Here is a 19,825-nt window from a genome sequence, read left to right as displayed (position 1 = left end):
CGTCGCCGCATGACCTCAGAAGCACCAGGGCCGCCCGGAGCGCCGGAAGCGACCGATCCGGCGCAGTCCGCGACCCCCGGCGGCCGCGAGAGCCCGGACGGGGGCGAGAGCGTCGGGACGGTCGTCGTCGCGGCCGTCACCAACCTCGGCATCGCCGCCGCCAAGGCGGTCGGCGGGATCGTCAGCGGATCGAGCGCGATGCTGTCCGAGGCCGCGCACTCGGTGGCCGACACCGTCACCGAGGTGCTGCTGCTGACGGCGCTGAAACGCAGCGCCCGCCCGGCGGACGAGGCCCATCCCCTGGGGTACGGGCCGGAGCGCTACATCTGGGCGCTGCTCGCCTCGATCGCCACCTTCGTCGGCGGCGCCGTCTTCGCCGTGTACGACGGTGTCCACACGCTGCTGCACGGCGAGGAACCGGGCGATCCGACGGTCTCGTACATCATCCTCGCGGTCGCCTTCCTGCTGGAGGGCTACTCGCTGCTCGTGGCCTGGCGGCAGGTACGGGGCGAGGCGGCGCGGCTGCGCGCCCCGCTGGGCATGTACGTGAAGCACACCCCGGACACGGCGGTGAAGGCCGTCCTGCTGGAGAACGTGGCCGCGCTGATCGGCCTGGTCCTGGCGGCCGGCGGCCTGCTGGGGGCGCAGCTGACGGGCTCGGGGGCCTACGACGGCGTCGCGTCGCTGCTGATCGGGGTGTTGCTGGTGTGGGTGGCGTGGGAACTGGGCCGCTCGAACGCGCAGTACCTGATCGGACGGTCGCTGCCGGCGGCGACGCGCGCGGAGGTGCGCGAGGAACTCCTCTCGGTGCCGCACATCGAGGGCGTGCTGGAGCTGACCACGCTGGTGCAGGGGCCGGACGAGGTGCTGATCGCGGCGAAGATCGACTTCCACGACCTGGCGTCGGCCCGGCAGGTGGAGGCGGCGTGCGAGGACGCGGAGTCCCAACTGCGCGAGCGCTGGCCCGCGATCCGGCGCGTGTACCTGGACCCGACGCCTACTGCGCGCGCGGCGCCGGACGGGACTTGAGTTTGGTCCAGATGCCCTGCAGGGCGGCGATGTCCGCGTCGTCGAGGAGGTCGTCGAAGACCTCGGCGAGGACCTCGCGGCGGGTGGCGTCGGCCTCTTCGAAGGCGCGGTGGCCCGCCGGGGTGAGGGCGATCCGGACCGAGCGGGCGTCGGTCGGCGACGGTATCCGCTCGACCAGGCCGCGCGCCTGGAGGGAGTCGGCGACCCGGGAGACCTGGCTGCGGCTGAGCAGGGTCACGGCGCCGAGTTCGGAGGCGGCGACCGGTTCCTTCTGCGCGCGCAGCCACAGCATGACCTCGAACCACGACAGCGGCAGGTCGTGGCGGCGCGCCAGGGCCTGGTCCACGCGGGCACTGAGCGTGGAACCCGCCCAGACGAGGCCGTAGAAGGCGTGGTCGCGGGGGGTGAATTCGCCCGGGGTGAGGTTGTTCTGCGCCATGGGGGCCAGCCTACCGGGAAGGAGGTTGCGTGCACACGCACACAACGATAATGTGTGTGCACACGCACTTACGGTTCTACGAGGAGTTCCCCATGACCAAGACCGTTCTCATCACCGGCACGTCCTCCGGCATCGGCCTGGCCGCCGCGGTCGGCGCCGCCCAGGCCGGCTGGCACGCCGTCGCGACGATGCGCGACACGGGCCGGGCGGACGCGCTGCTGGAGGCAGCCCGCGAGGCCGGTGTCGCCGACCGGGTCCAGGTCAAGCGCCTGGACGTGACCGACGCCGAGTCGGTGGCCGGCTGCGTGGCGGAGGTCGTCGCCGAACACGGGCACCTCGACGCGGTCGTGAACAACGCCGGCGCCGGCTTCGTCGGCACCATCGAGCAGCACGACATGGAGCAGGTCCGGTCGGTCATGGAGGTCAACTTCTTCGGCGTGGTCGAGCTCACCCGCACCGCACTGCCCCACCTGCGCGCGTCGGGCGGCCGGGTCATCACGGTGACGAGCGTCGGCGGCGTGGTCGGCCAGCCCTTCAACGAGTCGTACTGCGCGGCCAAGTTCGCCGTCGAGGGCTTCATGGAGTCCCTCGCCCCGGTCGCCGCGAGCACGGGCGTCCAGGTGGCCGTGGTCGAACCGGGCGCCGTCGCCAGCGAGTTCGTCAACAACGTACGGCTCGACGTACCGGCCATGCTGGCACAGGCAGGGCCGTACGCCCCGGCGCTCCAGGGCTACGTCGACCACGCCCTCAAGACCTACGGCAGCGGCACCACCCAGACCTCGGAGCAGGCGGCCGCACCGGTCATCGACGCCCTGACCGCCGAGCGGATGCCGTTCCGGATCCAGACCTCCGACTGGGCCCGTGACTTCGTCGCCGCCAAGCTCGCGGACCTCGACGGCTCGGCCGTCCAGACCGAGATGACCGACTGGCTGGGTGTCTGACGGATCACGGCCGGGCCCCTTGGGGGCGCCCGGGAGCCGTCAGCGCAGGCCCGCCGCCGAGAGCAGGTAGGCCACCATCGGGTCGTAGTAGCGCGGGTCGCGCACGTGGTCGTCCAACGGGACCGCCACCTGGAGGGTGCCCTCCGCCTCGCCGAGGAACAGCGCGGGGTCGTTACAGTCCGCGTAGCCCACCGCGTCCAGCCCCCGCTGGGCCGCACAGCCCGCCCAGCCGTGGTCGGCGACGACCAGGTCCGGCTGCGGGCGTCCGGCCGCGGCCAGGCCGTCCAGGATCGCCGCCATCGGGGCCGGGGAGTGGGTGTGCCACAGGGTGGCCCCGCGCTCCAGTACGGCCACGTCGGCGAACTGCCACACCGAGCCCTCGTCGGCCGTCAGGCCCTGCGGGATCACCACGATCTCGCAGCCCGCGTCCCGCAGCGCCGCCGCCGTCGCCCGGTGGACGTCCAGGAGGCCGCCCGGGTGGCCGGTGGCGAGCAGGACGCGCTGGCGGTCGAGCGCCGCCTTGCGCAGCCGCGCCGCCATCCGGTCCAGGGCGGCGACGGTCAGTTCCGGGTCGATGGTGTCCTGCCCGTACCGGTGTTCCGCGTCGTCCACGACCCCGCACCGCTCGGCCATCACGGCCAGGACGTCCTGTTCGTCCGTCCAGCGGTCGCCGAGTTCCAGGCCGAGCCAGTAGTGCCGGTCGCCGTTGGCGAGCTTGCGGTAGTGGGAGAGGTTGTTCTCGCGCGCCGTCGCCACGTCGCCCGCGATCCGGGTGCGGACCAGGTGGTCGACGAGTTCGGCGCGGCTGGGCGTTCCCACGGGCGGGGCGGGCGTCTCTATCGGCTTCGGCATACGGTTCATTCTGCCGCCGCCCGGGCGGAGCCGTCTGTTCCATCCCGACCAGCGGACACCCGGCGTCACCCCGACAGCGCTCCGAAAGCGCCGTTGGCCAGCCGTCGCAGCAGGGACTCGGTCGCCTCCCGGCCGAGCGCCGCCAGGTGCGGGGTGGAGTTCAGCAGGCCGAACACCGCGTGCACGGAGACCCGCACCTCCGACTCGCCCACCTCCGGGTGGAGCTGCCGGACGACCTCCACCCACAGCTCGACGTACTGCCGCTGGAGCTGGCGCACCAGCTTGCGGTCGGCCTCGCGCAGCCGGTCCAGCTCCCGGTCGTGGAGGGTGATCAGCGCGCGGTCGTCGAGCGCGAAGTCGATGTGACCCTCGACGAGGGAAGCCAGGACCGCCGCCGGGTCTCCGGCCGCCTCCTCCACCCGGCGCCGGCCCCCGGTCAGCAGGCGCTCGCTGATCCCGACGAGCAGCTCGGCGAGCATCGCGTCCTTGCCCGCGAAATGGCGGTACAGCCCGGGTCCGCTGATGCCCACCGCGGCCCCTATCTCATCCACGCCCACGCCGTGGAAGCCGCGCTCGGCGAAGAGTCGAGCGGCCTCACTGAGGATCTGCTCGCGACGGGTCGGGGCGGCCGCTCTGGTGCTCATGGGAATCCATTCTAGACAGGGCCGTTAGCGCTCGTTAACCTAAGCCCCACAAGCGTTAACGTTCATTAACAGCGTGACCGGTTTACGTGGACCGAGCAAGGGAGCTCGACCGATGCAGCAGGCACCAGTGCTGACGAGCGCCGCGGACCCGGCGTCCGAGGCCTGGCGGACCAACGAGGCCGCCCACCGGGAACTCGCCGAGGGCCTGCGCGCCCGGCTGGAAGCGGCCCGCCTCGGCGGTGGTGAGAAGGCCCGCGCCCGCCACACCGCCCGGGGCAAGCTGCTCCCGCGCGAGCGCGTGGACACCCTCCTGGACCCCGGCTCCCCCTTCCTGGAGCTGGCCCCGCTGGCCGCCGAGGGGATGTACGGGGGCGCGGCCCCGGCCGCCGGGGTGATCGCGGGCATCGGCCGGGTCAGCGGCCGCGAGTGCGTGATCGTCGCGAACGACGCCACCGTCAAGGGCGGCACGTACTACCCGATGACCGTCAAGAAGCACCTGCGGGCCCAGGAGGTGGCACTGGAGAACCGTCTCCCCTGCCTCTACCTGGTCGACTCGGGAGGCGCCTTCCTCCCCATGCAGGACGAGGTCTTCCCCGACCGGGACCACTTCGGCCGCATCTTCTACAACCAGGCCCGCATGTCGGGCGCCGGCATCCCGCAGATCGCGGCCGTCCTCGGCTCCTGCACCGCGGGTGGCGCCTACGTACCGGCGATGAGCGACGAGGCCGTCATCGTCCGCGGTCAGGGCACGATCTTCCTGGGCGGCCCGCCGCTGGTGAAGGCCGCCACCGGCGAGGTCGTCACGGCGGAGGAGCTCGGCGGCGGCGAGGTCCACTCCCGGACCTCCGGCGTCACCGACCACCTCGCGGAGGACGACGCGCACGCGCTGCGGATCGTGCGCAACATCGTGGCGACCCTCCCCGAGCGCGGGGCCCTGCCCTGGTCGGTCGAGGCGCCCGAGGAGCCGAAGGTCGACCCGTACGGGCTGTACGGCGCGGTCCCCGTCGACTCCCGCACGCCCTACGACGCCCGCGAGATCATCGCCCGGATCGTGGACGGCTCCCGCTTCCAGGAGTTCAAGGCCGAGTTCGGGCAGACGCTCGTCACCGGCTTCGCCCGGATCCACGGCCACCCCGTCGGCATCGTCGCCAACAACGGCATCCTCTTCTCGGAGTCGGCCCAGAAGGGCGCCCACTTCATCGAGCTGTGCGACCAGCGCGGCATCCCGCTCCTCTTCCTCCAGAACATCTCGGGGTTCATGGTCGGCCGCGACTACGAGGCCGGCGGCATCGCCAAGCACGGCGCGAAGATGGTCACGGCGGTGGCCTGTACCCGGGTGCCGAAGCTGACCGTGGTCGTCGGCGGCTCGTACGGCGCGGGCAACTACTCGATGTGCGGCCGCGCCTACTCGCCCCGGTTCCTGTGGATGTGGCCCAACGCCAAGATCTCGGTGATGGGCGGCGAGCAGGCCGCCTCCGTCCTCGCGACCGTCAAGCGCGACCAGATCGAGGGCGCGGGCCGGGAATGGCCGGCGGAGGACGAGGAAGCCTTCAAGGCCCCGGTCCGCGCGCAGTACGAGGAGCAGGGCAACGCCTACTACGCCACCGCGCGGCTGTGGGACGACGGGGTCATCGACCCGCTGGAGACCCGGCAGGTGCTGGGACTGGCCCTGACCGCGTGCGCCAACGCCCCGTTGGGCGATTCGGCTTTCGGCATCTTCCGTATGTGACGTGAGGACCTCTTCGATGTTCAGCACTGTTCTGGTCGCCAACCGCGGCGAGATCGCGGTACGCGTCATCCGGACGCTGCGGCAGCTCGGGATCCGCTCCGTGGCCGTCTTCAGCGACGCGGACGCGGACGCCCGCCACGTACGGGAGGCCGACACGGCCGTCCGGATCGGCCCGGCGGCAGCCGCCGAGAGCTACCTGTCCGTGGACCGGCTCCTGGACGCCGCCCGTCGTACCGGCGCCGAGGCGGTCCATCCCGGCTACGGCTTCCTCGCCGAGAACACGGCCTTCGCGGCGGCCTGCGCGGAGGCCGGGCTCGCGTTCATCGGACCGCCGGCTTCGGCGATCTCGCTGATGGGCGACAAGATCCGGGCGAAGGAGACCGTGAAGGCGGCCGGCGTCCCGGTCGTCCCCGGCTCCTCCGGCAGCGGCCTGACCGACGCCGAACTGGCCTCCGCCGCCGAGAAGATCGGCATGCCGGTGCTGCTCAAGCCCTCGGCGGGCGGCGGCGGCAAGGGCATGCGCCTGGTACGGGACGCGGACCTGCTCGGCGAGGAGATCGCGGCGGCCCGCCGCGAGGCCCGTTCCTCCTTCGGGGACGACACGCTGCTCGTGGAGCGCTGGGTGGACCGGCCGCGGCACATCGAGATCCAGGTGCTGGCCGACGCGCACGGCAACGTGGTGCACCTGGGCGAGCGCGAGTGCTCGCTCCAGCGGCGCCACCAGAAGGTGATCGAGGAGGCCCCGTCCGTCCTGCTCACACCGGAGCTGCGGGCGTCGATGGGCGCGGCGGCGGTGGAGGCGGCCCGCTCCTGCGGGTACGTCGGCGCGGGCACGGTGGAGTTCATCGTGCCGGGCGGCGACCCGTCCTCGTACTACTTCATGGAGATGAACACCCGGCTCCAGGTGGAGCACCCCGTGACGGAGCTGATCACCGGGCTGGACCTGGTGGAGCAGCAGCTCCGGGTGGCGGCCGGGGCCGAGCTGGGCCTCACCCAGGACGAGGTCACGCTGACCGGTCACGCGATCGAGGCCCGGATCTGCGCCGAGGACCCGGCGCGCGGGTTCCTGCCCTCGGGCGGCACGGTGCTGGCGTTGTCGGAGCCGTCGGACGGGGCGGTCCGTACCGACTCGGGCCTGGTGGCCGGGGTGGACACGGGGTCGACGTACGACCCGATGCTGTCGAAGGTCATCGCCTACGGCCCGGACCGGGCGACGGCTCTGCGGGTGCTGCGGGGCGCCTTGGCCGACACCGTCATCCTGGGCGTCCAGACCAACACCGGCTTCCTGCGGCGCCTGCTGGCCCACCCGGAGGTGGTGTCCGGCGACCTGGACACGGGCCTGGTCGAGCGCGACCTGGACCGGCTTCTGCCGGACGGCGTCCCGCCGGAGGTGTACGCGGCGGCCGCACTGCTGCGTCTCCCCCACCCCGCCGCTTCCCGGAACCCCGCCGGGGGCAGTGGCTGGGCCGACCCCTTCGACGCCCCCACCGGCTGGCGCCTGGGCGGCACCCCGGCCTGGACGGTCCACCACTTCCGCCTCCCGGGCCAGGACCCGGTGCAGCTCCGCACCCGCTCCTCGGGCGCCGAAACGGAACTGCTCCTCTCGGCCGACGACGGCGCCGGGCCGAGTCCGGCGGCGCCGGCCCGCGGCCGGATCGTGGACCGCACCGAAGACACCGTCACCATCGAACTCGACGGCGTCACCCACCGCTTGGCCCACGCCACCTCCCCGGAGGGGGTCTGGCTCGGCCGCGACGGCGACACCTGGCACTTCCAGACCCACGACCCCGTCACCGCGAACCTCAGCGGAGCCGGCCGCGCGGGGGCCGACACCCTAGCCGCCCCCATGCCCGGCACCGTCACCGTCGTCAAGGTCGCCGTCGGCGATCACGTCACCGCCGGCCAGAGCCTCCTCGTCGTCGAGGCGATGAAGATGGAGCACGTCATCTCCGCCCCGCACGCCGGGACCGTCACCGAACTCGACGTCTTCCCCGGCACCACCGTCGCCATGGACCAGGTCCTGGCCGTCGTCACCCCCGAAGCGGAGGGAGAGCACGCGTGAACGGCCTCCCCATGACCGTCCCGGACCCCGGGCTCCCCGCCCGCGTCCGTATCCACGAGGTCGGCGCCCGCGACGGCCTGCAGAACGAGCAGACCGCCGTCCCGACCGAGGTGAAGGCCGAGTTCGTCCACCGCCTCGCCGCGGCCGGGCTGACCACCATCGAGGCGACCAGCTTCGTCCACCCCAAGTGGGTGCCCCAACTGGCGGACGCCGAGGAGCTCTTCCCGCTCCTCGCGGACGTCGACGCGGCCCTGCCCGTCCTCGTCCCCAACGAGCGCGGGCTCGATCGCGCGCTCACCCTCGGGGCGACCCGCATCGCGGTGTTCGGCTCCGCCACCGAGACGTTCGCCGCCCGCAATCTGAACCGCACCGTCGCCGAGTCCCTCGCCATGTTCGAGCCGGTCGTCGCCCGCGCCAAGGAGCAGCGGGCCCACGTCCGCGGCTACCTGTCCATGTGCTTCGGCGATCCCTGGGAGGGCGCGGTCCCGGTCCCCCAGGTGGTTCGTACCGCCAAGGCGCTGCTCGACCTCGGCTGCGACGAGCTGAGTCTGGGCGACACCATCGGCGTCGCCACCCCCGGCCACGTCCGGGCGCTGCTGTCCGCCCTCAACGAGGAAGGCGTCGCGACCGAGCGGATCGGCGTGCACTTCCACGACACGTACGGGCAGGCCCTGTCCAATACCCACGCCGCGCTTCAGCATGGCGTGACCACAGTCGACGCCTCCGCCGGCGGCCTCGGCGGCTGCCCGTACGCGAAGAGCGCCACCGGCAACCTCGCCACCGAGGACCTGGTGTGGATGCTCGACGGCCTCGGCATCGAGACCGGGGTCGATCTGGCCGCCCTCACCGCCACGAGCGTGTGGATGGCCGAGCGGTTGGGCCGACCGAGCCCCTCCCGTACCGTCCGCGCCCTCTCCCACAAGGAGTAACGAGAACCATGTCCCTCGACCACCGGCTCACCCCCGAGCACGAGGAACTCCGCCGTACCGTGGAGGAGTTCGCCCACGACGTCATCGCGCCCAAGATCGGCGACCTGTACGAGCGGCACGAGTTCCCGTACGAGATCGTCCGCGAGATGGGCCGGATGGGCCTGTTCGGCCTGCCCTTCCCCGAGGAGTACGGCGGCATGGGCGGTGACTACCTCGCCCTCGGCATCGCCCTGGAGGAGCTGGCCCGCGTCGACTCCTCGGTCGCCATCACCCTGGAGGCCGGCGTCTCGCTCGGCGCCATGCCGATCTTCCGGTTCGGTACCGAGGAGCAGAAGCGGGAGTGGCTGCCGCGGATGTGCTCCGGCGAGATCCTCGGGGCGTTCGGGCTGACGGAGCCGGGCGCCGGCTCGGACGCGGGCGGCAGCCGCACCACCGCCGTCAAGGACGGCGACGAGTGGGTGATCAACGGCTCGAAGTGCTTCATCACCAACTCCGGTACGGACATCACCGGCCTGGTCACCGTCACCGCCGTCACCGGGCGCACCGAGGACGGCCGGCCGCGGATCTCCTCGATCATCGTCCCGTCCGGCACCCCCGGTTTCACGGTCGCGGCCCCGTACTCCAAGGTCGGCTGGAACTCCTCGGACACCCGGGAGCTGGCCTTCGACAACGTGCGCGTCCCGCTCGCCAATCTGGTGGGCGAGGAGGGCCGTGGCTACGCCCAGTTCCTGCGCATCCTGGACGAGGGGCGCGTCGCGATCTCGGCGCTGGCCACCGGGTTGGCGCAGGGGTGCGTGGACGAGTCGGTGAAGTACGCGAAGGAGCGGCAGGCCTTCGGCCGGCCGATCGGGGACAACCAGGCCATCCAGTTCAAGCTGGCCGACATGGAGATGCGCGCCCACATGGCCCGGGTCGGCTGGCGCGACGCGGCTTCGCGGCTGGTGGCGGGCGAGCCGTTCAAGAAGGAGGCGGCGATCGCGAAGCTGTACTCCTCCACCGTCGCCGTCGACAACGCCCGTGAGGCGACGCAGATCCACGGCGGGTACGGGTTCATGAACGAGTACCCGGTGGCGCGGATGTGGCGGGACTCCAAGATCCTGGAGATCGGCGAGGGCACGAGCGAGGTGCAGCGCATGCTCATCGCCCGCGAACTGGGCTTCGCGGGCTGACGGTCGGTCCGCTCGCGGACGCGTGACGGGCGAGGGGGCCCGGTGGAAGTTAGGGCCCCCTTACTCACATCGAGCAAGGTTAGGCTAACCTTCCCTCGAACGGCCTTCGTGGCCGCCCGGCACGCACCACGCACGAAAGCGGACATCGACATGCCCAAGTCCCGGACCTCCCCCTTCACCCGCCGCGGTCTCATCGCCGCGGGCGGCGCCCTCGGTCTCGTCGCGGCGCTCTCCGCCTGCGGGGGCACCGACCAGGCCAAGGGCGGAGCGGGCGAATCGGACAAGGGCGCCGCGGCCTCCGGCTCCTGGAGCTTCAAGGACGACCTCGGCAAGCAGGTCACCGCCAAGTCGACGCCGAAGAACATCGTCGCCTTCACCGGCACGGCGGCCGCGCTCTCGGACTACGGCGTCAAGGTGAAGGGTGTGTTCGGCCCGACCAAGACCGCCGACGGCAAGCCCGACGTGCAGGCCGGCACCATGGACATCTCCAAGGTCGAGATCCTGGGCAACGTCTACGACGAGTTCAACGTCGAGAAGTACGCGGCCCTGCGGCCCGACCTGCTCGTCACCAATACCTGGGACGGCAGCTACTGGTACCTCCCCGAGGCGTCGAAGGACAAGATCCTGAAGCTGGCCCCGGCCGCCGCGATCTCGGTCGGCGGCGACGCCACCCTCGACAAGTCCCTGGAGCGGACGGCCGCCCTCGCCAAGTCCCTCGGCGCCGATCTGAACTCCAAGGCCACCGTCGACGCCAAGGCCCGTTTCGAGGCCGCCTCCGCCAAGGTCCGCGAGGCCACCAAGGCCAACCCGGGCATCAAGGTGCTGGTCGGCTCCGGCGCCGCCGACCTGTTCTACGTCTCGACCCCGAAGACCTCCGCCGACCTCAAGTACTTCGAGTCGCTCGGCGTCGAGTTCGTCATCCCCGAAAAGCTCGACCAGGGCGGCTTCTTCGAGAGCCTGAGCTGGGAGAACGCCGGCAAGTACAAGGCCGACGTGATCCTCCTCGACAACCGCACCGGCACCCTCCAGCCGGAAGAGCTGAAGGCCAAGCCGACCTGGGCCGAACTGCCCGCGGTCAAGGCCGGTCAGGTCACCCCGCGCGTCACCGAGCCGATCTACTCGTACGACAAGTGCGCCAAGATCCTCGAAGACCTCGCGAAGTCGATCCAGGATGCCAAGAAGGTCAGCTGACCCGCCCGCCTTCCGGCGCGCCGATCAACTCCCAGGGGGACCCGCCGCATGACCGCCACCCACACCGACACCGACACCGCCGTCGCCCACTTCCGCTTCTTCGCGCTGGAAGTGCTCCGCACCCGCCGGCTCGGCCACTCGTTCCTCCGGGTCACCTTCGGCGGCGAGTCCCTCGCCGGGTTCCGCTCGGGCGGCTACGACCAGAGCCTCTCCCTCTTCCTCCCGCCCCCGCACCGGGAACACACCGCGCTCCCGTCCACCGACGAGGACACCTGGTTCGGCGCGTGGCGCGCCATGCCCGAGGCGGAGCGCCCGGTGATGCGCTCGTACACCGTGCGCGAGCAGCGGCGTACGAGCGAGGGCGTGGACGAGGTCGACATCGACTTCGTGCTCCACGGGGACGCGAGCCCGGCCTCCGCGTGGGCCGGACGGGCGGTCACCGGTCGCCGCATCCTCGCGATCGGACCGGCGGTCGCGAGGAACAAGTCCGTACGGTTCCTGCCGCCGGCCGACACCGACCTGATCCTGATGTACGCGGACGAGACCGCCCTGCCCGCCGCCGCCGCGATCCTGGACCGGCTCCCCTCCGCCGCCCGCGTCACAGCCTGGTTCGAGGTCCCGCACGAGGACGACCGCCTCCCCCTGGACACCCGCGCGGACGCGCACATCACCTGGGTGGTGCGCGGCGCGGGCGCCGGCCGGGAGCGGACCGCGCGGCTGCCGGAGGTCGTCCGGTCGGCCGAACCGCCCGCCTGCGCGGCCCCGTACGCCTGGATCGCCGGCGAGTCCGGGACGATCCGAGCCGTACGCCGCCACCTGGTGGGAGAACGCGGGGTCGACCGGCGTCGGGTGCGTTTCACGGGCTACTGGCGGCTCGGCGCGAGCGAGGAGGAACTCCTCGCGGAGGCGTACGCGGGCCGGGCCCCCAGCGAGGACCCGAGCGCCGAACTGTAGCCCCAACTAGCGTTACATACCCCCTATTTCAGAGAGGGCCCCGGCCGGGCGGCCGGGGCCCTCTCTGTTTTGTGACGAGGTTAGGTTAGGCTAACCTAAGCAGCACAGCCCACCCCCACCTGCCCTTGCCCGGAGGAAAGTTGATGCGTTCGCATCTGCTCAACGAGACGACCGCGGACCTCTACCGGCGTTCCGTGACCGAGGGCGTCGACCGCGTCGCCGCCAAACTGGCCACCACGGAACGACCCCACACCGGTATCTCCGTCGACGAACTCGCCCCGGTCATCAACGGGATCGACCTCGACCGGCCCCTCGAAGACCCGGCCGCCGCCCTCGACGAGCTCGAAGAGGTCTATCTGCGGGACGCGGTCTACTTCCACCACCCCCGCTACCTCGGGCACCTCAACTGCCCCGTCGTCATCCCCGCCGTGCTCGGCGAGGCGATCCTCTCCGCGGTCAACTCCTCGCTGGACACCTGGGACCAGTCCATCGGCGGCACGCTCATCGAGCGCCGACTGATCGACTGGACGGCCGGCCGCATCGGCCTCGGACCCCGCGCCGACGGCGTCTTCACCTCCGGCGGCAGCCAGTCCAACTTCCACGCCCTGCTGCTGGCCCGCGACGAGGCGTGCCGCATCGCCGCCCGGCGGGCCGGCGCCGAGGGTCGCGACCTCACCAAGGCCGCGCTCCTGCCCCGGCTGCGCATCCTGGCCTCCGAGGCGAGCCACTTCAGCGTCCGCAAGTCCGCCGCCATGCTCGGGCTCGGCTACGAGGCCGTCATCTCCGTCCCCGTCGACCGGGGCCGCCGGATGGACACCTCCGCCCTGGCCCTGGAACTGGAGAGCTGCGCCCGCGACGGCCTGATCCCGATGGCCGTCGTCGCCACCGCCGGCACCACCGACTTCGGGTCCATCGACCCGCTCCCCGAGATCGCCCGCCTGGCCGCCGAGCACTCCACCTGGATGCACGTGGACGCCGCCTACGGCTGCGGACTGCTGGTCTCCCCCACCCGCCGGCACCTCCTCGACGGCATCGAGCACGCCGACTCCGTCACCGTCGACTACCACAAGTCGTTCTTCCAGCCCGTCAGTTCGAGCGCCGTGCTGGTCCGCGAACGCGACACCATGCGGCACGCCACCTACCACGCGGACTACCTCAACCCGCTCCCCACCGCGCAGGTGGGGGCCCCTCCCGCGCCCGGAGGGCTACGGGGGGAGATCCCGAACCAGGTCGACAAGTCCCTCCAGACGACGCGCCGCTTCGACGCCCTCAAGCTGTGGATGACCCTGCGGGTGATGGGCGCCGACGGCATCGGCTCGCTCTTCGACGAGGTCGTCGACCTGGCCGCGACCGGCTGGGAGCTGCTCGACGCCGACCCCCGCTTCGAGGTCGTCGTACGCCCGCGGCTCTCCACCCTCGTCTTCCGCTACGTCCCCGTGGGCGAGGGCCTGCGGCCCGACCTGGTGGACGAGGCCAACCTGCACGCCCGCAAGGCCCTGTTCGCCTCCGGCGAGGCCGTCGTCGCCGGCACCAAGGTCGACGGCAGGCAGTACCTCAAGTTCACCCTCCTCAACCCGCAGACCACGACGGCCGACATCGCGGCCGTCCTCGACCTTCTCGCCGCACACGCCGAGCAGTACCTGGGAGCCTCCCTTGCCGTCCACTCGTGAACCCCGTGACTTCATCGGGATCGGCCTCGGCCCCTTCAACCTCGGACTCGCCTGCCTGACCGCGCCGATCGACGAACTCGACGGCCTCTTCATCGAATCGAAGCCGCACTTCGAGTGGCACGCCGGGATGTTCCTGGACGGCGCCCACCTCCAGACGCCGTTCATGTCGGACCTCGTCACCCTCGCCGACCCGACGTCGCCCTTCTCCTTCCTGAACTACCTGAAGGACCAGGACCGGCTGTACTCGTTCTACATCCGGGAGAACTTCTACCCGCTGCGCGCGGAGTACAACGACTACTGCCGCTGGGCCGCCGACCGCCTCGACAACGTCCTGTACTCGACCTCCGTCACCGAGGTCACCTACGACGAACGGGCCGGGCTGTACGAGGTCCACACCGACCGCGGCGAGACCCACCGCGCCCGCCGGCTGGTCCTGGGCACCGGCACCCCGCCGTACGTCCCGCCCGCCTGCGCGGGCCTCGGCGGCGACTTCACCCACAACAGCGCCTACATGGACCACAAGGCGCGGCTCCAGCAGAAGGAGTCGATCACCCTCGTCGGATCGGGCCAGAGCGCCGCCGAGATCTACTACGACCTCCTCTCCGAGATCGACGTCCACGGCTACCGGCTCAACTGGGTCACCCGCTCCCCGCGGTTCTTCCCGCTGGAGTACACGAAGCTGACGCTGGAGATGACCTCCCCGGAGTACGTGGACTACTTCCACGCGCTGCCCGAGGAGACCCGCTACCGGCTGGAGACGCAGCAGAAGAACCTGTTCAAGGGCATCGACGGCGAGCTGATCAACGCCATCTTCGACCTGCTCTACCAGAAGCGGATCAGCAGCCCCGGCCCGGTCCCGACCACCCTGCTGACCAACACCTCCCTGAACTCCGCCGCGTACGACACCACCTCGGGCAGGTACACGCTCGGCCTGCGCCAGGAGGAACAGGAGCGGGACTTCTCCCTCACCACCGAGGGCCTGGTCCTCGCCACCGGCTACCGCTACACGCTGCCCGACTTCCTGGCGCCCGTGCGCGGGCGACTGCGCTTCGACGGGCACGGCCGGCCCGACGCGGCCCGCAACTACAGCGTCGACGTCACCGGCCGCGGGATCTTCCTACAGAACGGCACCGTCCACAACCACTCCGTCACCTCGCCCGACCTGGGCATGGCCGCGTACCGCAACGCGTACATCATCGGCGAGCTCCTCGGCCGCGAGCACTACAAGGTCGAGAAGTCCATCGCGTTCCAGCAGTTCGCCGCCCCGGAAGGCACCCTCGTATGAGCACCACCGAACTCCTCTTCACCCGTACCGATCCGGCCCTCGGCGACTTCGCGCTGCGTCCCCTGGACCCGTTCTCGGACGCCGAACTGCTGCACGGCTGGGTCACCCACCCCAAGGCGGCGTTCTGGCTGATGGGGGACGCGTCCCTGCCGGACGTGGAGCGCGAGTACATGCGGATCGCCGCGGCCGAGCACCATGAGGCGTTCATCGGCCTGCACGACGGCCGGCCCGCCTTCCTGATGGAGACGTACGATCCGAGCCGGCTGGAGCTGGTCGGACTGTACGACGCCCGGCCGGGGGACGTGGGCATGCACTTCCTGGTCGCCCCCGGCGACACGCCCGTCCACGGCTTCACCCGCGCGGTGATCACCACCGTCATGGCGGCCCTGTTCGCCGACCCGGCCACCCGTCGGGTGGTGGTCGAGCCGGACGTCCGCAACACCGCCGTCCACGCCCTCAACGCGGCCGTGGGCTTCGTGGCGGTCGGCCCGGTGCGCAAGCCCGAGAAGGAAGCCCTGCTGAGTTTCTGCACCCGCGAGCAGTTCGAAGCGGCCACCCGGGAGGGATCCATATGAGCCCCGCCGACGCCGTCTCCCACCTCTCCCCCGAGCTGTGGGCGCGGGCCAATCGCGCCCTGGTCCGCAAGGCGCTCGCGGAGTTCTCCCACGAGCGGCTGTTGACCCCGAAGCCGGTGGGCGACGGGCGGTACGCGGTCACCAGCGACGACGGCAGCGTGGAGTACCGTTTCCGCGCCGCCCGGTACGCGCTGGACCACTGGGCGGTGGACGAGTCCTCGATCACCCGGCACCGCGACGGGGCCGAGCTGCCGCTCGACGCGCTGGACTTCCACATCGAGCTGCGCGAGGCCCTCGGTCTGAGTGCGGAGGTCCTGCCGGTGTACCTGGAGGAGATCTCCTCCACCCTGGCGGGCGCCGGATTCAAGTACACCAAGCCGCGGGTCTCCTCCGCCGTCCTCGCCAAGTCCTCGTTCCAGGACATCGAGACCGGTATGACCGAGGGCCACCCCTGCTTCGTCGCCAACAACGGCCGGCTCGGTTTCGGGGTGCACGACTACCTCTCGTACGCCCCGGAGGCGGCGAGCCCGGTCCACCTGGTGTGGGTGGCGGCCCACAAGGACGTCTCCACCTTCACGGCGGGCGCGGGCCTGGACCACGACTCCTTCATGCGCGAGGAGCTGGGCGAGGAGACCGTCGCGGCCTTCACCGCCCGCCTCACCTCGCTGGACCTCGACCCGGCGGACTACCACCTCTTCCCCGTCCACCCCTGGCAGTGGTGGAACAAGACGACGGTCACCTTCGCGGCGGAGCTCGCCAACCGCCGGCTCGTCCTGCTCGGCGAGGGCGCGGACGCCTACCTGGCCCAGCAGTCGATCCGTACGTTCTTCAACGCGAGCGCCCCCGGGAAGCACTACGTCAAGACCGCCCTCTCGGTGCTCAACATGGGCTTCATGCGGGGCCTGTCGGCGGCGTACATGGAGGTCACCCCGGCGATCAACGACTGGCTGCACCGGTTGATCGGGTCCGATGCCGTCCTGCGGTCCGTGGACTTCTCGATCATCCGCGAGCGGGCGGCGATCGGCTACCACCACCGGCAGTACGAGCGCGCGACGGACCGCTACTCGCCGTACCGCAAGATGCTGGCGGCGCTCTGGCGCGAATCCCCGGTCGCCTCGCTACGGGAGGGCGAGCGGCTCGCCACGATGGCGTCCCTGCTGCACGTGGACGAGGAGGGCAAGTCCTTCGTCGGCGCCCTGATCGAGGAGTCGGAGCTGCCGGTCGAGGAGTGGCTGGCCGTGTACTTGCGCGCCTACCTCGTCCCGCTCCTGCACTGCTTCTACGCGTACGACCTCGCGTACATGCCGCACGGCGAGAACACGATCCTCGTCATCGAGAACGGTGTGGTGAAGCGGGCGATCTTCAAGGACATCGCCGAGGAGATCGTGGTCATGGACCCGGACGCGGTCCTGCCGCCGGCGGTCGAGCGGATCCGGGTGGACGTCCCGGAGGACATGAAGCTGCTGTCGGTCTTCACGGACGTCTTCGACTGCTTCTTCCGCTTCCTGGGCCCGATCCTGGCGGCGGAGGGCATCTGTGAGGAGGAGACCTTCTGGCGGGCGGTGGCCGACTGCGCCCACGCCTACCAGGACTCGGTGCCGGAGCTGGCGGACCGTTTCGCCCGCTACGACCTCTTCGCCCCGGAGTTCCAGTTGTCCTGCCTGAACCGCCTCCAGCTCCGAAACAACCGACAGATGGTCGACCTCGCCGACCCCTCGGCGGCCCTCCAACTGATCGGCACCCTCAAGAACCCCGTCGCGCCCTTCGCGCGTCGGTGACCGGCGGCCGGGCGGGCGTCGATACGGTCCCTCGACGCCGGCCCGGCTGCCGAACGCGCACGGGTGTGGGCTTGTTAGCTTCGTTCCCGTGATGGAGCACCAGGACGAGACCAGGGCGGCCTACGACGGGGTCGTCGAGTTGTACGCGTCGATGTTCGCCGACCGGCTGGAGACGCACCCGTTCTCGCGGAACATGATCGCCACCTTCGCCGAACTGGTGCGCGGGACGGGGAACCGGCGGACGGCCGACGTCGGGTGCGGGCCGGGACATCTGACGGCGATGCTGCACGACCTGGGGCTGGACGCCTTCGGGCTCGACCTCTCCCCGGCGATGGTCGAGCACGCCCGACGGGCCCATCCGGCGCTGCGGTTCGAGGAAGCGCGGATGGAGGCCCTGCCGGTCGAGGACGGCGCGCTGGGCGGCGTGCTGGCCCACTACTCGGTGATCCACACCCCGCCCGGCGAACTGCCCGCGCTGCTCGCCGAGCAGGTGCGGGTCCTGGCACCGGGGGGCCTGCTCCTGGTCTCGTTCTTCGCGACGGACGGAGCGGAGCCGGTCCGCTTCGACCACAAGGTGACGCCCGCCTACAGCTGGCCGGTGGACCGGTTCGCGGAGCTGCTGACGGGGGTCGGGCTCGTCCCGTTCGCCCGGCTGCTCCACGACCCGGCCTCCGAGCGGGGCTTCCTCGACGCGCACCTGCTGGCGCGCCGCCCTTAAGGGGGCGGCTGCCGTCACGCCTTGCCGGTGAGGGACGCCACCAGCTGCTTCGTCAGCTTGGTGGCGCCCGTCATGCCGTTGTCGGTGCCGCTGCTGACGAGCACGGACACCACCGAGGTGCCGACCCGCGCGGCCATCAGCGTGGTGCCGCCCTGCCACGCCTTGCTGGTCAGGGTGATGGTCCAGGCGCCGTCACCGACCCCCGCCAGGGGCTTCTCGGTGACCGTCACCTTCGCCTGGGTGCTGCTGTCGGTGTAGCTGGGGCACGCCTTGGAGATCTTGCCCAGCGCGTCGAGCACGGTCGTGGCAGTCGTGTCCCGGTAGACGTCGATCTCCTGGGCGAACTCCTCGGAGGAGTTCTTGTTCACGTAATCGTTCTGCGCGAACGAGACGCCGTCGATCCCGGTGATTCCCGTCCATGAGGTTCCGTCGAGCCTGGTGCAGTCGGGGGTGGGCACGTCGGCGGTGACCGGCAGCCGGTAGCCGTTACCGGTGTCGCGCGCGCCCTCCGGTTCGACGATGAAGCCGGCCGGGAAGAACGAGGCGGGCGCGAGCGCCGCCTTGAGCTGCTTGCCCGTCAGCAGGCCCTTGTTGGGATCGGCGACCGGCGCCGCGGCGGGCTTCGACGCGTCCGCAGCGGCGCCGGCGGGCTTCGGGGCGGCCTTCGGGGTGATGAAGGAGCAGGCGGTCAGCGCCAGCGGAAGGGCCGCGACGGCAAGAAGCCTGGCGGCGGAGGATATCTGACGCACGATGTGACTCGACCTCGATGTTCGCACTCGGTAAAGGGACTCGCGCATCCCATCGGCTCGCCCCCGGCAAGGCAAGAGCCCGGCAAACCTTTTGCCAGAGGATATGAAACGTTTACCGGAACGCTCCCGTCCGAGCCCGGGCCCTGTTACCGTGCGCCGCCGGTGTGATCTTGAGGTCATGGTCTGCGGCCGGGCGACAGGGCGCCATGAACCGACTTGTGGCCCAAGGGAGTTCGCGCCGCCCGCGCCGCCCGCGCCGCCCCGCCCTTCGCCGAGGCGCCCGCTTCCGGTCGACCGGACGGTCCTGAGCGGGATCGAACCCGCCGGACCTGGCCGATGGTCTCGCGCGTATAACGGGGTGGCGGGGCGACGACGTCCCGCCGCAGGAGAGGTGGCGGCAGCCATGAGACTTCCCCGTACGGCCCACGGCGAACTGCCCTGGCGGATCCATGGGTTCGCCCGCGACTTCGACGTCGAGGACGTGTGGTCGTACCGCACGCCCGGCGCCGGACCGGACGACTTCTCCGTGATGCTCGCCGCGATCTCGACGGCCGGCCGCCTCGACCGGCAGGGCCCGCCGGCCCGCGCCCTGTTCGCGGTGCGCAGGAAGCTCGGCGCCCTCTTCGGTTGGGACCGGCCCGGTACGGGTGTGGGCGCGCGGGTCGAGTCCCTGCGCGACCGCCTTCCGCCCGAACTGCGCGAAACGGCGGACGGCTCGGGTGCGGGTGCGGGCGGCCCGTTCACCACCGTGTACGAGACGCATGACGAGTCGGTCCGAGAACTGGCGAACAAGACCGTCCACACCCTCATGCACCTGGGCTGGGTACCGGCCGGTGCCGGCGGATACGAACTGCGGATGGCGGTCCTGGTGAAGCCCAACGGCCGGTTCGGCCGCCTCTACATGGCCCTCATCGCACCGTTCCGCCACCTGATCATCTACCCGGGACTGACCCGCCAGTGGGAGCGCGCCTGGCGGGAACGCCCGGCCGCGCCGGGATCGCCCGGCGCACGTCCGTGACAATGCGGCGGGACAGCAAGGACACCGCCCGGCCGGGCGTGCGCTGCGCCGCGCCCACGTGGGCGGCCTTCACCCACGCCGTGAACGCCACCA

At 71.4% G+C, this 19,825-nt stretch carries 18 protein-coding genes; 14 read left to right on the top strand and 4 right to left on the bottom strand.

Annotated features, from left to right (window positions below; genetic code table 11):
• Nucleotides 1-9 precede the first annotated feature (9 nt).
• The gene (locus tag ACFVXJ_RS18075; RefSeq protein ID WP_389662709.1) at nt 10-1,029 is read left to right on the top strand and encodes a cation diffusion facilitator family transporter; all 1,020 of its coding nucleotides are present in this window, start codon (nt 10-12) and stop codon (nt 1,027-1,029) included.
• Here the strand turns inward: ACFVXJ_RS18075 and ACFVXJ_RS18070 are convergent.
• A complete protein-coding gene (locus ACFVXJ_RS18070; RefSeq protein ID WP_389662707.1) occupies nt 998-1,468 on the bottom strand; it encodes a MarR family winged helix-turn-helix transcriptional regulator in 471 nt (156 codons plus the stop codon). The two genes, ACFVXJ_RS18075 and ACFVXJ_RS18070, sit on opposite strands and share 32 nt — an antisense overlap.
• A 92-nt stretch (nt 1,469-1,560) precedes the next feature.
• Between ACFVXJ_RS18070 and ACFVXJ_RS18065 the strand changes: the two genes are divergently transcribed.
• The gene (locus ACFVXJ_RS18065; RefSeq protein WP_389662706.1) at nt 1,561-2,409 is read left to right on the top strand and encodes an SDR family NAD(P)-dependent oxidoreductase; all 849 of its coding nucleotides are present in this window, start codon (nt 1,561-1,563) and stop codon (nt 2,407-2,409) included.
• Between the two features lie 39 nt (nt 2,410-2,448).
• On the opposite strand, the gene ACFVXJ_RS18060 is transcribed toward ACFVXJ_RS18065, so the two are convergent.
• Together ACFVXJ_RS18060 and ACFVXJ_RS18055 are read right to left on the bottom strand one after the other, a co-directional pair.
• Nucleotides 2,449-3,270 carry a phosphatase gene (locus ACFVXJ_RS18060; RefSeq protein ID WP_389662704.1) on the bottom strand — a complete coding sequence of 274 codons (822 nt, stop codon included), beginning with the start codon at nt 3,268-3,270 and terminating at the stop codon, nt 2,449-2,451.
• A gap of 56 nt (nt 3,271-3,326) precedes the next feature.
• A complete protein-coding gene (locus ACFVXJ_RS18055; RefSeq protein ID WP_361311203.1) occupies nt 3,327-3,905 on the bottom strand; it encodes a TetR/AcrR family transcriptional regulator in 579 nt (192 codons plus the stop codon).
• 112 nt (nt 3,906-4,017) lie between these two features.
• Here ACFVXJ_RS18055 and ACFVXJ_RS18050 point away from each other — a divergent pair, with 112 nt between their 5' ends.
• The 11 genes from ACFVXJ_RS18050 (at nt 4,018) to ACFVXJ_RS18000 (ending at nt 17,965) form a co-directional block, all read left to right on the top strand.
• Nucleotides 4,018-5,634 (top strand): carboxyl transferase domain-containing protein, encoded by a 1,617-nt coding sequence (locus ACFVXJ_RS18050; protein WP_389662702.1) that lies wholly within the window; start codon nt 4,018-4,020, stop codon nt 5,632-5,634.
• Nucleotides 5,635-5,650: 16 nt separating this feature from the next.
• Nucleotides 5,651-7,696 carry a biotin carboxylase N-terminal domain-containing protein gene (locus ACFVXJ_RS18045; RefSeq protein ID WP_389662700.1) on the top strand — a complete coding sequence of 682 codons (2,046 nt, stop codon included), beginning with the start codon at nt 5,651-5,653 and terminating at the stop codon, nt 7,694-7,696.
• A gap of 11 nt (nt 7,697-7,707) precedes the next feature.
• Nucleotides 7,708-8,625 carry a hydroxymethylglutaryl-CoA lyase gene (locus ACFVXJ_RS18040; protein WP_389662862.1) on the top strand — a complete coding sequence of 306 codons (918 nt, stop codon included), beginning with the start codon at nt 7,708-7,710 and terminating at the stop codon, nt 8,623-8,625.
• 8 nt (nt 8,626-8,633) lie between these two features.
• Entirely contained in the window at nt 8,634-9,794 is a 1,161-nt protein-coding gene (locus tag ACFVXJ_RS18035; protein ID WP_361311211.1) for an acyl-CoA dehydrogenase family protein, read from the top strand.
• 150 nt (nt 9,795-9,944) lie between these two features.
• Entirely contained in the window at nt 9,945-10,985 is a 1,041-nt protein-coding gene (locus ACFVXJ_RS18030; RefSeq protein ID WP_389662699.1) for an ABC transporter substrate-binding protein, read from the top strand.
• Nucleotides 10,986-11,033: 48 nt separating this feature from the next.
• Nucleotides 11,034-11,939, top strand: a complete 906-nt coding sequence (locus ACFVXJ_RS18025; protein WP_389662697.1) for a siderophore-interacting protein — start codon at nt 11,034-11,036, stop codon at nt 11,937-11,939.
• Nucleotides 11,940-12,082: 143 nt separating this feature from the next.
• Nucleotides 12,083-13,609, top strand: a complete 1,527-nt coding sequence (locus ACFVXJ_RS18020; RefSeq protein WP_389662695.1) for a pyridoxal phosphate-dependent decarboxylase family protein — start codon at nt 12,083-12,085, stop codon at nt 13,607-13,609.
• On the top strand, nt 13,593-14,894 hold the full coding sequence (locus ACFVXJ_RS18015; RefSeq protein ID WP_389662693.1) for a lysine N(6)-hydroxylase/L-ornithine N(5)-oxygenase family protein: 1,302 nt from the start codon (nt 13,593-13,595) through the stop codon (nt 14,892-14,894). Before ACFVXJ_RS18020 ends, ACFVXJ_RS18015 begins: the two co-directional genes overlap by 17 nt.
• Complete coding sequence (locus ACFVXJ_RS18010) at nt 14,891-15,469, top strand: GNAT family N-acetyltransferase (protein WP_389662691.1); 579 nt, start codon at nt 14,891-14,893, stop codon at nt 15,467-15,469. The genes ACFVXJ_RS18015 and ACFVXJ_RS18010 overlap by 4 nt, the downstream gene beginning before the upstream one ends.
• The gene (locus ACFVXJ_RS18005) at nt 15,466-17,247 is read left to right on the top strand and encodes an IucA/IucC family protein (RefSeq protein ID WP_389662690.1); all 1,782 of its coding nucleotides are present in this window, start codon (nt 15,466-15,468) and stop codon (nt 17,245-17,247) included. Before ACFVXJ_RS18010 ends, ACFVXJ_RS18005 begins: the two co-directional genes overlap by 4 nt.
• Nucleotides 17,248-17,335: 88 nt before the next feature.
• Nucleotides 17,336-17,965 carry a class I SAM-dependent methyltransferase gene (locus ACFVXJ_RS18000; RefSeq protein WP_389662688.1) on the top strand — a complete coding sequence of 210 codons (630 nt, stop codon included), beginning with the start codon at nt 17,336-17,338 and terminating at the stop codon, nt 17,963-17,965.
• A 14-nt stretch (nt 17,966-17,979) separates the two neighbouring features.
• Here ACFVXJ_RS18000 and ACFVXJ_RS17995 read toward each other — a convergent pair whose 3' ends face one another.
• Nucleotides 17,980-18,714 (bottom strand): hypothetical protein, encoded by a 735-nt coding sequence (locus ACFVXJ_RS17995; protein WP_389662686.1) that lies wholly within the window; start codon nt 18,712-18,714, stop codon nt 17,980-17,982.
• Between the two features lie 403 nt (nt 18,715-19,117).
• Here ACFVXJ_RS17995 and ACFVXJ_RS17990 point away from each other — a divergent pair, with 403 nt between their 5' ends.
• Nucleotides 19,118-19,732: a DUF2867 domain-containing protein gene (locus tag ACFVXJ_RS17990; RefSeq protein WP_389662684.1), complete on the top strand. Its 615-nt coding sequence runs from the start codon at nt 19,118-19,120 to the stop codon at nt 19,730-19,732.
• Nucleotides 19,733-19,825: the final 93 nt, after the last annotated feature.

It is taken from the genome of Streptomyces sp. NPDC058279 (assembly GCF_042881255.1).
In the GTDB taxonomy this organism is placed as follows: Bacteria; Actinomycetota; Actinomycetes; order Streptomycetales; family Streptomycetaceae; genus Streptomyces.
The sequence above is the reverse complement of the archived record's forward strand: the minus strand, read 5'-3'. Positions and strand labels throughout refer to the sequence as shown.